This is a genomic window from Moorena producens PAL-8-15-08-1 (assembly GCF_001767235.1).
Classification (GTDB): domain Bacteria; phylum Cyanobacteriota; class Cyanobacteriia; order Cyanobacteriales; family Coleofasciculaceae; genus Moorena; species Moorena producens_A.
In genome coordinates, this window is record NZ_CP017599.1 from 8,951,136 (window position 1) to 8,966,488 (window position 15,353).

General features: G+C 46.3%; 4 protein-coding genes. 3 read left to right on the forward strand and 1 reads right to left on the reverse strand.

Annotated features, from left to right (window positions below):
- Positions 1–33: 33 nt before the first annotated feature.
- Positions 34–333, reverse strand: coding sequence for a hypothetical protein (locus tag BJP34_RS45080; RefSeq protein WP_070395960.1), 300 nt, complete (start codon positions 331–333; stop codon positions 34–36).
- Between BJP34_RS45080 and BJP34_RS32890 the strand changes: the two genes are divergently transcribed.
- The 3 genes from BJP34_RS32890 to BJP34_RS32900 all read left to right on the forward strand — a co-directional run bounded on the left by BJP34_RS32890 (position 320) and on the right by BJP34_RS32900 (position 15,348).
- Entirely contained in the window at positions 320–6,250 is a 5,931-nt protein-coding gene (locus BJP34_RS32890) for a translocation/assembly module TamB (protein WP_158517607.1), read from the forward strand. The two genes, BJP34_RS45080 and BJP34_RS32890, sit on opposite strands and share 14 nt — an antisense overlap.
- Positions 6,251–6,418: 168 nt before the next feature.
- Positions 6,419–10,768: a filamentous hemagglutinin N-terminal domain-containing protein gene (locus tag BJP34_RS32895; RefSeq protein WP_070395962.1), complete on the forward strand. Its 4,350-nt coding sequence runs from the start codon at positions 6,419–6,421 to the stop codon at positions 10,766–10,768.
- A gap of 398 nt (positions 10,769–11,166) precedes the next feature.
- Positions 11,167–15,348 carry a filamentous hemagglutinin N-terminal domain-containing protein gene (locus BJP34_RS32900; RefSeq protein WP_070395963.1) on the forward strand — a complete coding sequence of 1,394 codons (4,182 nt, stop codon included), beginning with the start codon at positions 11,167–11,169 and terminating at the stop codon, positions 15,346–15,348.
- Positions 15,349–15,353: the final 5 nt, after the last annotated feature.

Sequence of the window (15,353 nt, forward strand, 5' to 3'; positions counted from 1 at the left end):
ACACCATTTGGACACAGCACCTTCTTCCATCTCCTACCCCTCTTCCCATTCTTCCCAATCATGATTGGGAATGGTTAGATCCTCTTGAAAAGCACTTGGTATTAAGTACCCACAACGGATACCCCTACTCCCTATATTTCCCTGATAAATTAAGATGACAATGCCCTCATATTCCCTCGGAACTCCAGTTGTAAGGTGCAAACCAATCAAGATGAGTAACTCTCCCAATCCTGGTAATCTACCAGAGCCTACTCCGGAAAATACTCCAGAACCTAAGGTAAGTAGAGGTTTTTGGCAGAGGCTGCTACGTCCGGTCTTCATGCTAATGGTCATGATTCTAGTTTCTGGGATAGGGGGTGGAAGCCTTTTTGCTTGGTATTTCATCCAGAAGCAATTAGCACCAACGGTAGAGAAAAATTTATCTAGCTTTCTTAACCGGAAAGTCAATGTCGGACCAGTGGAGGGCTTTTCCCTAAATGGTGTACGGTTTGGTTCTACGGAAATACCAGCTACCCCTACCGATCCCGATAATCTTGTCACGGAGGCAGTGAAGGTCACCTATAACCCAGTTAAATTCCTGTTTACCAGAACCCTAGAACTGGATGTAACCCTAGTTGAACCTAATATATATGTTGAACAGGACAAAGATTTAACCTGGGTGTCTACAGCATTTACACAAACTGCCCAAGATTCGGTTTTTAAGGTAGACCCAAAGGTGGTGCGGTGGCGGGATGCGGATGTGGTGGTGGTGCCAAGATCTCAAGTGGGAATCAAAGAACCACCGATGATATTTACTGAAGTTAGGGGGAAAAGTAAATTTCTCGACGGAGGTCAGCTGATTCGCTTTGATGTAAATAGTCAGCCGTTAAGTGGGGGAAATTTAAAGGTTAAGGGAGATTACCACCTCTCTCAAGAAGAAACTGACTTGCACCTTGATGTCGATAACGTGAGTGCAGCAGAGGTTAGTAAAGTACTTCTGATTCCCCTGAAGCTTCAAGGGGGTAAACTGGGTGGCAACCTGAGAATACAACGGAATAATGCTGAACAGCCTTGGCAGTATTGGGGTACGATTAGCTTTTCCGACACCATCGCTCGCTTAGAACCCTTGCCCCAACTGTTCACTCAAAGCAAAGGTAAGCTGAACTTTCGAGGGAGTAAGATTTGGCTCGATAACATAACTAGCCGATTCGGTCAAGTACCTGCCCAAATTGGGGGAATGCTGGATATTGAGTCGGGCTACAAGCTCAGAGCAACAAGCGAACCGGTTCAGATACAGCAGTATGCACAGACCTTTGGGATCAAAGAGCTACCAGTAACTACTTTAGGTAAAGCACAGGCTACGTTTCAGGTAACTGGACCTATTGACAACCCGATTGTGATTGGAGAGGCCTTTACCACCACTCCCGCCACCCTTGACCAGGTGAACTTCAGCTCTATTACTGCTGACTTTAGCGTTATTAATACTGAGCTGGCCATTAGAAACTTGCAGGCAACACCAACAGTGGGTGGCTTAGTCACAGGGAAGGGGGATATCAAATTTATGGATCAGGGGGGGGCCGTATTTGATCTCAAAGCTGTGAATGTGCCAGCGAATGCGATCGCAAAACAGTATGGATTTAATCTACCCATTCCTCTGGGTCGAATTTATGGCAGAACCCAGATCTTTTCTCCCCTGGACAAGCCCGAGAATTTTCGTGCCACTGGTTATGCTAATCTGCCCATCGGTGATGGTATTCTCAGAGCTACTAATTTTCAAGTGGGGGCTGGAAGCTGGCAGGGGTTAGTAGAAGCTAAGAATATTTCCGTGGCACCAATCATCAAAACCTTGCCTGCACCATCTCTACCGCCAGAGTTCTCTGGACCGTTCAATGGTCAATTTAATCTGTCCGGTCGCCTTGATTCTTTCGAGCCAGAAACCCTCCGTGCCAGGGGTTACGGCAGCGTAACAGTTGATGGTGGTACCTTGCGTGCTACTAATGTAAAACTGATCAATGGTGGTTTTTCTACCCTAGTCCAAGCCTCTGATATTCCTCTACAAGCCTTAGCACCAGTACCTTCTGAATTTAAAGGTCCCATCTCAGGGGAGTTGACTATCTCAGGGAATGTAAAGTCTTTTAGTCCTAGCACGATTACCGCTAGTGGGTCTGGTAGTTTAGATGTCGCAGCAGGGACTATTAAAGCTGATGCGATCGCGATCGCTAATGGCAAGTTCCAAGCTCAAGTACTCGCATCCAATCTCCAGTTAGGCCGTCTCGGACCAATACCCCCCCAATTCGACGGTCCAGCATCCGGGGAGTTTACCATCTCAGGCAATGTCGATTCGGTAAGTCCTAGTACGATTACCGCTAATGGTTCCGGTAGTTTAGATGTCGCAGGAGGAACCATTAAAGCTGATGCGATCGCGATCGCTAAAGGCAACTTCAAAGCTCAAGTCCTAGCATCCAATGTCGAGTTAGGTCGTCTTGGACCAATACCATCGCAATTCAACGGTCCAGCCTCTGGGGAGTTTACCATCTCAGGGAATCTAGATTCGGTAAGTCCTAGCACCATTACTGCTAGTGGGTCTGGTAGCTTAGACCTAGCAGGAGGAAGCATTAAAGCTGATGCAGTCGATATCGCTAATGGCAACTTCAAAACTCAAGTACTTGCATCCAATCTCCAGTTAGGTCGTCTCGGACCAATACCATCGCAATTCGACGGTCCAGCCTCTGGGGAGTTTACCATCTCAGGGAATCTAGATTCGGTAAGTCCTAGCACCATTACTGCTAGTGGGTCTGGTACTTTAGATTTGGAAGGGGGTAGAATTCAGGCTTCTCAAATCGGTATTGCTAATGGTAACTTCCAGGCCAAGGTAGAAACCTCTAACCTTGACTTGGGTGGTCTTGTTCCGGTCCCGCCCCAATTCAATGGCCCTCTTGCTGGTAATGTCACTGTCTCTGGAAATCTAACTAATTTAACCATTGACGCCATTCAGGGCAAAGGGTCTGGACAACTGAAGGTTGCTGGTGGTCAATTACTAGGAACAGCTGAGTTTAGCAATGGTAAATTTCAGGGGGTTTTCCAGCCTACTAATCTCCAGTTGTGGGAGATTAATCCCGATTTACGAGGACGTCTCAATGGCAGTGTCAATATTTCTGCTCCCTTGCTATTGACACCAGATACAGCTCTATCAGCAATCCAAGCTAAGGGTAAGCTGAATTTTAGTGAAGGCATTTCTATACTTGAGCGTTCCCTAGCCACATCCTTTGACTGGAATGGTCAAAAGCTAGAGATTAAAGAAGCCACAGCTGACGGATTCAATGCTAATGGTTTTGTCAATCTAAACCCAGGGAGTGAGGGTTTACAAGCAATTAAGAGGTTTGATTTTCAGGTACAAGCAGAGGATTTGAATTTGCAACGATTACCTGCTGACCTACCTTATGCCTTCAATTTAGGAGGCTTAGTCGGTTTTAACGGTCGCATTGCTGGTACTCCTAAAGCTCCGACAATTAACGGTGACTTAAGACTGCGCTACTTTTTTGCTGGTCCTCTGGAGTTTGAATCCCTACTGACAGGTCGAGTGAGTATAGCACCAGAGTCAGGGGTAAATCTTCAGCTAGCAGGGAATCAAGACAAACTGGAGGTTGTGCTAAACCCCAATTACCAACCCGTATCCTTTTTGGTGCAGTATCAGGACAAAACCGCTACTGGGATTCGGTCAGGGGATGAGCTACAAATGACCGTGGAGAATTTTCCGATCAATACCATTAAGAGTCTGGCCTTGAGTAGTGGTATGGTAGACGGTAAAAAACTCGAACCATGGTTAAGCAAACCCTTGGCGGGAGATATATCTGGGCAGATTGGTCTCAACCTCAAGACCTTTGGATCATCCGGTCAAATTGCGATCGCAAATCCCATCTTTGACAACCTCAGAGGTAATCGGTTAAAAGGCTTTTTCCAATACCAGAACGGGACGATTACTCTGACCGATGGCTTGTTTCAAAAAGGTGATAGTCAATACTCATTTGCTGCCAACGTAACCCCAACCCCCAATGGCCCAGAATTTAAAGGGCAACTCCAGGCTAAGCTCGGAGAAATCCAGGATATTCTAACTACCCTACAACTATTTGAGATAACTGACCTAGGTCGAGGCTTGCAAGGGCCCGTCTACGGCACAGCCACTGATCTGACCGTTACTGGAGTAGGTAATCCACAAAATGCTCTCAAAAAACCCCTGCGGCGGATGTCAGAAATAGTCACCCTCCTAAACAGACAACGGCAGCAGCGTCAAGAGAGCTTACTGTTACCAGAGCTTAGCGAGATGAATGGTGGTTTTACTGGCAGTATCAGTATGGAAGGTTCACTCAAAGATGGCATCCGTGCAAAATTTAATTTCCAAGGGGAAAACTGGCAGTGGGGTTCCTATAAAGCTCAGACAATTATTGCCCAAGGGAATTTTGAAGAAGGGGTACTGAATCTTTTACCTGTGCAGGTTAAATCGGGTCAGAGCCTAGCCACCTTGTCCGGTAGTATCGGTGAAAAAGGGCCATCGGGTCAGCTCAAGCTAAAGAACGTCCCGGTTTCCCTGATTAGAGAAGTGTTCAACTTTCCGAGCTCTGTTGGTTACGGAGGATTTGTTGATGCCACAGCGGACTTTTATGGAAGTCTAAGCAATCCCCAAGCTAGGGGAGCAATATCCGTAGTGGATGCCAGTTTAAACCAAACACCCCTAGAATCCATCAAAGGCAGCTTTAGTTACAACAATGCGCGGTTGAACGTCTTTGCCCAAAGTTTTCTGACCAAAGAATCTGAACCCCTAACTGTAAATGCCAAAATCCCCTACAAGTTACCCTTTGCCGAAGTAGAGCCAGAAAATCGGCAAGTCAGTGTACAACTGACGGTTCAAAACGAAGGACTTGCCCGATTGAACATGCTTACCAATCAACAAATCACTTGGGTTGATGGTAAAGGACTAGTAGATTTAGATATTTCCGGTACCTTTGACCAAGACCAAGATTGGCTACAGCAACTGGAGCAACTTACCGTTATTGGTAACATTAATGTAGAAGACGCTACCATTGCTGCCCAATCCCTACCCGAACCCCTAACAGAGGTCAATGGCAAAATCCGGTTTAACTTCAACCGGATGGAAATTGTAGACACCTTACAAGGGAATTTTGGTGGTGGTAAATTAGTAGCGGTAGGGAATTTGCCCTTGCGAGACCTACCTAGACCCTTAGAGAATCCCCTCACCGTTGACCTGAATCAACTCGCCATCAATCTCAAAGGGATTTACAGTGGTGGTGTTAAAGGTAAGACTATTATTACTGGGACTCTATTTAATCCTAGCATTGGTGGTTACATCGAATTGTTTGATGGTCAAGTACCCATCTCTGAATCTCAAACTGCCCCGATCGGGAGTAGCGGATCGGCTGGTGATGAACTAATCGAGTTCAATAACTTAAAGTTAACCTTAGGTAAAAATATCCTAGTTCGACAGCTACCAGTATTAGATTTTCTCGCCAGCGGTACCCTTCTAATTAATGGCGACATGAGTGATATTAGACCGGAAGGAACCATTCAGCTGCTGCGCGGTCAGGTGAATCTCTTTACCACCCAGTTTCGCCTTGATAAAAAGTACAACAATAATGCCCGATTTGTAGCAGCTCTTGGTAGAGACCCAGAGTTAGATGTGCAGATGGTGGCATCAGTAATTGAGTCTCGGAAACAACCCATTACCAGTGAAACCTTTGCTAATGAAATTAGCGATAGCCCAACTAATTTTGGCAGTACAGAAACTATTCGGGTTCAAGCCAAAGTAAAAGGGCTAGCAAGTCAGCTCTTTGACCGAGTGGAACTTAATAGTATGCCAAAACGTAGTGAAGGGGAAATTGTTGCCCTATTAGGGGGTGGCTTTGTGGATACCTTGGGTCGAGGCAATACTACCTTGGGTTTGGCCAACTTAGCTGGGTCAGCACTATTGAGTAATGTCAGCAACCTGATTGGTGATGCCGCAGGATTAGATGAATTTCGCATTTTCCCTACTACAGTTACAGATGATAATAGGCGCACTGATCGCTTAGAGATAGGTGCTGAAGCAGGAATTAATATTACTAATAATTTATCATTTTCGTTGTTAAAAGTGTTAACTACTGATCAGCCAATTCAGTACAACTTGCGCTATCGAGTTAATGAAGAAATTCTGCTACGGGGTGCTAGCAATTTTTCAGACGATACTAAGATAATTTTCGAGTATGAAAATCGATTTTAATGAGAATTAAGAATTAAGAATTAAGAATTAAGAATTAAGAATTAAGAATTAAGAATTAAGAATTAAGAATTAAGAATCGGGAATCGGGAATCGGGAATCGGGAATCGGGAATCGGGAATCGGGGTAAAAAGCGTTGAGACAGCCCGCCGGGAAATTGTAACAGGCAAGATGCCTGTTCCACACACCGAGACAGCCCGCCGGGAAATTGTAACAGGCAAGATGCCTGTTCCACACACCGGCTCAAACAGCTTTAATCAGATGCACCCGTTCATCACAGGTGTGACTCTGACCAACAGTGCCGGGAACTCTAAGACTGAGAGTAATCGGCCAGGTCTGTCCATGAAATGCGTAAGTTTCCCCTTTGCCCACAAAGCTAATGCCTTATCTAGCTCCGACGACAACACTAATCCCCTCATACAAAACCTACCCAGAGATACCATTTCACTAATGGAATTGGGCTTAGTGGGATTGCTAGAAGTTGGAAGTCTATGTTTATTACTCGCCTCACCAACTCTAGCTCAAATCACCCCAGATAGTACCTTGGGCAATGAAAATTCTCAAGTTACTCCTAATCAGACTATCCGTGGTGCAGTAGCGGATTTAATCGAAGGGGGAGCAATACGAGATAGTAACTTATTCCACAGTTTTATCGAATTTAATGTCAGCAATGGTCAACGAGTCTATTTTGCTAATCCCGATGGCATTACTAATATTCTGACTCGTGTCACTGGCAGCAACCTCTCTCAAATTCTCGGGACTTTGGGAGTAAACGGTAGCGCTAATTTATTCTTGCTCAATCCCAATGGTATTAACTTTGGAGCCAATTCTCGCTTAGATGTGGCAGGCTCCTTTGTAGCTAGCACTGCTGATAGTGCGGTATTTGACAATGGTTTCAACTTTAGCGCTAGTGATCCAAACGCCCCACCATTGTTAACTATCAATATTCCCACTGGTTTGCAATATGGTAGCAATCCTGGCTCAGTCAACGTGATCGGAGCTACTTTAGGCATTCAGACAGGGCAAACCATGGCCTTACTTGGGGGTCAAGTAAACCTCAATGGTGCCACCCTTGAAGTGCCAGGGGGACGGGTGGAATTAGGAGGATTATCCAGTCCAGGCACTGTTGCCCTCGATGGCGCAACATCCGTTAGTTTTCCCGATGGAGTCCAACGAGCTGATGTTTCTTTGACTAACGGTTCGGTAGTAGATGTAACTAATGTTAATGGCGGAACTATTGCCATCAATGGTGCTAACTTCGACATGTCAGCCAGTGCGTTACAGGCGGGATTGACTTCAGGAGGATCGATACCAGATGCCGTAGCTGGAAATATTACCATTAACGCTCAAGGTAATAGCAATCTCAGTGATAGGAGTTTGATTGCTAATGATATAGAAACCTCAGCGATAGGCAATGGCGGAAACATACAGCTAACCACTAGGGACCTGACTATCACTGGTGGCTCAAGAGTTCAAACTGTTACCAATAGCAATGGGGCATCAGGAGATATTGAGATTAATGCTAATGGCACCATTGATATCTCTGGTTTCACTGAGGATGGGTTATTTAGTGGTATCTTGACTCGTTCCGCTGTTGACACCAGTGGCCCGGGTGGCAACATTACCATTAACAATCGCCAAGGGAATGCCCAAGGGTCACTGAAACTAGGTAATCGGGGATTTATCGGTACAGTAACCAACAGTAGTAGTAATGGCGGTGCGATCGCACTGGATCTCAATACCTTAGTCTTGGAAACTGGCGGACAGATTATCACCCTTACCAGCAACTTAGGCAATGCTGGAGATATCACCATTAACGCTACCGAAAGTGTGACTATATCTGGGGAAAGTCGGGATTTTGTCCCTAATCCTTTCTTAGACTTAGAAACCTTTGACTTAAATGCTCTGGAGTTTATTACTGAACCGAATCCCAACGTGGCGGAATCTGGTCCTGGGGGAATTCCCTATGTTTCCATTGAACGGACTCCAGAACAGATTATTAATGGCACCACCGTATTGGGGGCAGCCGAAAATCAATTCGATTACTTCTCCTTTAGTATCACTACTAGCAACAGTCGAGCTATTTTCGACATCGACAATGGCTTTACAGGGGGAGACGGCAACGTAGATACCAAGATTTTCCTGTTTAATCAAGGTACAGGAGAATTATTAGAGGTCAATGACGATTCTTTGACCGCTGATGGTGCCGGTGGAAGTTTACCAGTCTTTGGCAGTTTCACCACAGACTCCTTAATTGATACCACTATCACCTCCCCAGGGGTTTACTTACTCGGAGTCGGTGCCTTCCCCTCTAGTGCTACTAATAATGAATTGATCCAGCGCGCAAGCCCACAAGTGGGGGACACTTACACCTTGCAAGTGTCTTTAGAAAACCTGGGCACGGAGGGAGTTTCGTTACCGGAAGACCCTTTTAATCCAGCTAACTTTAATCCGAATGTGGAAGCCAACAGCGGCTTATTTTCGGAATCGAGAGGCACAGGGGATGGTGGCAGCTTAACGATTAAGACTGACAAATTGATACTCAACAATGGTGGCAGAATTTCCACCGATACCTTTGATGCTGGTGGTGGTGGCAATATTACCTTAAATGTGGGCTCATTGCTGGAAGTGAATAATGCATCAACCTTCATCTCAAGCATTGCCCGGGGTAGTGGCAATGCCGGCACAATCGTGATTGATACCTCACAATTGCAGGCGATCGGGGGTATTCTCAGTACCAGGACCTTGAGCTCCGGTAATGCTGGTGAGATTACCATTACCGCGACAGAATCTGTGATGCTCTCAGGTACAACCGTTGAAGAGCGTGGGGAGATCCGAAGCGACGCCAGACTTGGAGCAACTGGCCAGGTCGGGAGGGTGGTTGTTGACACTCCAGTTTTGCAGTTGCGTAATGGCGCTCAGATCGCTGTTAATGGCGGTGATGGGGATGGGGGCAGTGTAATGGTTAGAGCTAATTTGATCGAAGCGATAGGTACGTCATCTGATGGTATATTTCCCAGCGCCTTTTTTACAGTTGCAGAGGGCAACGGCCCTGGCGGCAATTTAACCATTGAAACCGAGCGTTTGCTTGTTAGTGATGGAGCACAATTCGTCTCTCGTACCGATGGAGATGGGGATGCCGGAAATATCACAGTGTACGCCTCCGAGTCCGTAGATGTGATTGGCACTAATGCTACTGGTACAAGCTCTAGCGGCCTATTCACCAGTGGACTCCTTATTGGTAGTACTAGGGAGGAAATTGGTGGGAATGGGGGCGAGCTAGTGATTGAAACTGGGCGTTTGCGAGTGGCAGAAGGGGGACGTCTCCAAGCCTCTGCCCTGGGTTCTGGGGATGCTGGCAGTATTACCATTCGAGCAAGGTCGGTGGAGGTCAGTGATGCTTTTGTCAATTTTACTGACACTGTCAGTGGTGTCTTGGTTTCCGTGGATGAAGAAGCCACTGGCAATGGCGGTCAATTAAGGATAGATGCAGAACGGTTGCACATCTTCGATGGTGGACAGGTGATTGCTTCTAGCTTAGGGGATGGTAACGCTGGGAATATCATCCTCAATGTTAATGACATAGAGGTCACTGGCATTTCAGAGGACGGTCAGTTTCCTAGTCGCATTGCTGCCTTCTCAGAAGGTAACTCCCCTGCTGGTTTCGTGACCATTACCAGCAATAACTTGAGAGTTCGTGATGGTGCTGAAATTTCCGTCAGTGCTCTTGGTAATGGGGATAATGCCAAGGCTGGTAATCTCGAGATTACTGCTAAATCGATTCTATTAGACGGGGGCGCTACCCTTTCTGCAGAAGTCAGTGCTGGGGATAACGGCAATATTATCCTGGATTCTGAGCTAATCCTGATGCGCGATCGCAGTAACATTACTACCAATGCGAAAGGTACTGCCACTGGCGGTAACATTACTATTACTGGTACTGACTTGCTACTAGTTGCCCTCGAAAATAGCGATATCACGGCCAATGCTGTAAATAGCTTTGGGGGACAAGTGATTATCAATGCTTTAGGCATTTTTGGCACTGAATTTAGAGAACAACAAACCCCCGACAGTGATATTACCGCCTCTTCCGAACGGGGAGCTTCCTTTAGCGGTACCGTCGAAATTAATGCACCATACTCCGACCCTAGTGCTGTATTATTCGAGCTACCAGAAAATTTTGTTAATCCCAAACTGCTAGTTGCCACTGGTTGCGGTACTGATGATGGCAATCAATTTACCCAATTTGGGCGGGGTGGCTTACCCACAGACCCCACTAAACCGCTTCGGGGTCAAACCCTGTGGATGGATTTACGTCCATTACCTCGCCATATCGCTCGCCGCCGGAAAAATCCTATCTTAGGTTCTAATGCTTCCAATACAGCTAACTCGCGTCGGTCTAGAATTATTGAAGCTAATCGCTGGATTATTAATAACGACGGAGTGGTCGAGTTAGTGGCGGATTCAGTTCAGTCGAGTCCCTTCATTTCCTGGTTTGAACCTTATTATTGCGTACGGTAACAACTGGGGTGTGGGGTGTGGGGTGACCGGGTGTGGTGTGAGTGTAAAAAAAATACCAATTCAAGTAGGGTGGGCAAAGTAATATTATCTACAAGACTCATTTGAATCAAACTATTTTGGCGTTGCTGAATTAAGGAATGAATGCGCAATCATCTGGTGCATGTTAAAGCCCCCGTTGGTCCCCCAACTTTGCGGTGCGACCCAAGGGCGATTTACTCGCCACGAGGCGCGCACCGGGAGGGACGCAAGAACGTCTTATTCCCCCCAAAATTGGGGGGTTAGGGGGGCAAAACCATACCTAGAATCAGCAACGCCACTATTTTTGCCCACCCTACAAGCTAAAAACTTATTATTGCGTTCGGTAACAGCACTTGGGATGATGGCGCTACGAGACAAGTGTGACTCTGACCAACACTATCGGGAACTCTAAGACTGAGAGTAATCGGCCAGACAATCCCATGAAATGCGTAAGCTTCCCCCAACCCCACAAAGCTAATCCCCTCAGACCAAGCCTACCCAGAGAAACCATTTCACTAATGCAATTGGGCTTAGTGGGATTGCTCGAAGTCAGTAGTTTATGTTTATTCCTTGCCTCACCTACGTTAGCTCAAATTACCCCAGATAGTACTTTGGGCAATGAAAATTCTCAAGTTACTCCCAATCAGACTATCCGTGGTGCAGTAGCAGATTTAATCGAAGGGGGAGCGATACGAGATAGTAACCTGTTCCATAGTTTTCTGGAATTTAATGTTGGTAATGGTCAACGAGTCTATTTTGCTAATCCCGATGGCATTACCAATATTTTGACTCGTGTTACTGGCAGCAACCTCTCTCAAATTCTCGGGACTTTGGGAGTAAATGGTAGCGCTAATTTATTCTTGCTTAATCCCAATGGTATTAACTTTGGAGCCAATTCTCGCTTAGATGTAGCAGGCTCTTTTGTAGCTAGCACTGCTGATAGTGCAATATTTGACAATGGTTTCAACTTTAGCGCTAGTGATCCAAACGCCCCACCATTGTTAACCATCAATATTCCCACTGGTTTGCAATATGGTAGCAATCCTGGCCCAGTAAACGTGATCGGAGCTACCATTAGCATGGAGACCGGGCAAACCATGGCTTTACTTGGGGGTCAAGTAAACCTCAATGGTGCCACCGTTGAAGTGCCAGGGGGACGGGTGGAATTAGGAGGATTATCCAGTCCAGGCACTGTTGCCCTCGATGGTGCGACATCCGTTAGTTTTCCCGATGGTGTCCAACGAGGTGATGTTTCCTTGACTAACGGTAGCTTAGTAGATGTAACGTCTGTCAATGGCGGAACTATTGCCATCAATGGTGCTAACTTCGACATGTCTCAATCGAGTTTACAAGCTGGATTGACCGATGGAGCAGGTATATCAAATGCCGTAGCTGGCAATATAACTATTAATGCTAATGGTTATACCACTCTTAGTGACAAGAGTTTGATTGCTAATGATATAGAAACAAATGCGATAGGCAATGGCGGAAACATACAGCTAACCACTAGTGGTCTTACTATCACTGGTGGCTCAAGAGTTCAAACCGTTACCAATAGCAATGGGGCATCAGGAGATATTGAAATTAATGCTAATGGCACCATTGATATCTCCGGTTTCACTGAGGATGGCTTATTTAGCGGTATACTAACTCGTTCCGCTGTTGACACCAGTGGCACAGGAGGCAACATTACCATCAACAATGCCTTTGGGTCACTGAATCTAGGTAATCGGGGATTTATCGGTACAGTTACCAACAGTAGTAGTAATGGCGGTGCGATCGCACTGGATCTCAATACCTTAGTCCTGGAAACTGGCGCACAGATTATCACCCTTACCAGCAACATCGGAAACGCTGGGGATATCACCATTAACGCTGCCGAAAGTGTCACTATCTCTGGGGAAAGTCGGGATTTTCTCCCTAATCCTTTGTTGGATTTAGACACCTTTGACTTAAATGCTCTGGAGTTTATTACTGAACCGAATCCCAACGTGGCGGAATCCGGACCATTAGGAATACCCTATGTTTCCATTGAACGGACTCCAGAACAGATTATTAATGGCACCACCGTATTGGGTGCAGCCGAAAATCAATTCGATTACTTCTCCTTCAGCATTACCACTAGTAACAGTCGAGCTATTTTCGACATCGACAATGGCTTTACTAGGGAAGACGGCAGCGTAGATACTGAGATTTTCCTATTTAATCAAGGTACAGGAGAATTATTAGAGGCCAATGACGATTCTTTGACCACTGATGGTGCCGGTGGCAGTATAGCAAGCTTTGGCAGTTCAACCCTCGACTCTTTAATTGATACCACCATCACTGAACCAGGGGTTTACTTACTCGGAGTTGGTGTCTTCCCCTCTAGTGCTAGGAATAATCAATTGATCCAGGGCGCAACACCAGAAGTCGGGGACACTTACACCTTGCAAGTGTCTTTAGAAAACCTTGGCACTGAAGGAGTCTCGTTGCCCAAAGACCCTTTCAATCCGGCTAACTTTAATCCTAATATGGAAGAAGCCAGGAGCGGCTTATTTTCGGAATCGAGAGGTACAGGTAATGGTGGCAGCTTAACGATTAATACCGACAAATTAATACTGAACAATCCTGGTAGAATTTCCACCGATACCTTTCAGGCAGGTGATAGTGGCAATATTACCTTAACTATCGGCTCATTGCTCGAAGTGAATCGATCAAGAATCTCAAGCATTTCCCGGGGTAGTGGCGATGCGGGCAACCTAGTAATTGATACCAAAAAATTCCAGGTGAACGGAGGTGGTCTAAGTACTAGCACCTCAAGCTCAGGTAATGCTGGTGAGATTACCATTACGGCGACAGAATCTGTGATACTCGGAGTAGAAACTAGGGGCACAATCGCTAGCAATGCCAGAACTGGAGCAAGTGGGAATGGGGGCAGGGTGGTTGTTGAAACTCCAGTTTTGGAGTTGCATAATGGCGCTCAGATCAACTCGCTTAATCGGGGTAAAGGGGATGGGGGCAGTGTAACAATAAGAGCTAAGGTCGTCTCAGCCATTGGTCGCTCACCTAATGGTATAGTTCCTAGCGCCTTCGTTACAGCTACAGAGGAATCTGGCGATGGTGGCAATTTAACCATTGAAACCGAGCGTTTGCTTGTCAGTGATGGAGCAGAATTTTTCTCTGATACTTCTGGAGATGGGGATGCTGGACATATAACGGTGTACGCCTCAGAGTCGGTAGATGTGATTGGTACTGATGCTAGTGGTACATTCTCTAGCGGCATATTGACGAGTAGACTAAATCTTGATACTACTCGGGAGGAAATTGTTGGGAAGGGGGGCAATCTCCTGATTGAAACTGGGCGTTTGCGAGTGGCAGAAGGGGGACGTCTCCAAGCCTCTGCGGTTGGTCCTGGGGATGGTGGCAATATTACCATTAGCGCCACTGAGGTTGAGGTTAGTGATGCCTTTGAAGATTTTACTGGCCTGGTCAGTGGTGTCTTGGTTTCGGTCGATTCAGGAGCCACTGGCAATGGCGGTAAATTAGAGATAGATGCTGAACGGTTGCACATCTTCGATGGTGGACAGGTGATTGCGTCTAGCTCAGGGGATGGTGCAGCTGGGGAAATCATCCTCAATGTTAATGACATAGAAGTCACTGGTATTTCAGAAGACCCTCAGTATCCTAGTCGTATTGCGGCCTTCTCTGAGGGTAACTCCCCTGCACGTGATGTGACCATTACCAGCAAAAACTTGAGAGTTCGCGATGGTGCCGAAATTTCCGTTAGTGCCCGTGGTAATGGGGATAATGCCCAGGCTGGTAATCTTGAGATTACTGCTGAATCGATTCTATTAGACGGGGGCGCTACCCTTTCTGCGGAAGTCAGTGCTGGGGATCTCGGCAATATTGAGCTGGATTCCCAGCTGATTGTAATGCGCGATGCCAGTAACATCACTACCAATGCCCAAAATGCTGCCACTGGGGGTAATATTACTATTGATACTGACTTGCTAGTTGCCCTCGAAAATAGCGATATCACGGCCAATGCTAAAAATAGCTTTGGCGGACGAGTGATTATCAATGCCTTAGGCATTTTTGGTACTGAATTTCGAGAACAACTTACCCCAAATAGTGATATTACTGCCTCTTCCGAACGGGGAGCTTCCTTTAGCGGTACTGTGGAAATTAATGCACCATACTCTGACCCTAGCGCAGGATTATTCGAGCTACCAGACAATTTTGTTAATCCCAAACTGCTAGTTGCCACTGGTTGCGGTACTGATGAAGGTAATCAATTTACCCAATTTGGGCGCGGTGGCTTACCCACAGACCCCACTAAACCGCTTCGGGGTCAAACCCTGTGGATGGATTTACGTCCATTACCTCGCCACAGCGCTCGCCGTAGGAAAAATCGTGTACATGCTGCTAATGCTGCTAATCCCGTTAACTCACGTCGGTCTAGAATTATTGAAGCTAATCGATGGATTGTTAATAACAACGGAGTAGTGGAGTTAGTGGCTGATTCAGTTCAGTCGAGTCCCTTCATTTCCTGGTTTTCACCTTATTATTGTGTACGGTAACAGCA

Bases quoted from the DNA above. Each gene is read 5' to 3' on its own strand.
- BJP34_RS32890 (WP_158517607.1), top strand. From the start codon at position 320: ATGCTAATGGTCATGATTCTAGTTTCTGGGATAGGGGGTGGAAGCCTT.
- BJP34_RS45080 (WP_070395960.1), bottom strand. From the start codon at position 333: ATGACCATTAGCATGAAGACCGGACGTAGCAGCCTCTGCCAAAAACCT.
- BJP34_RS32895 (WP_070395962.1), top strand. From the start codon at position 6,419: ATGCCTGTTCCACACACCGAGACAGCCCGCCGGGAAATTGTAACAGGC.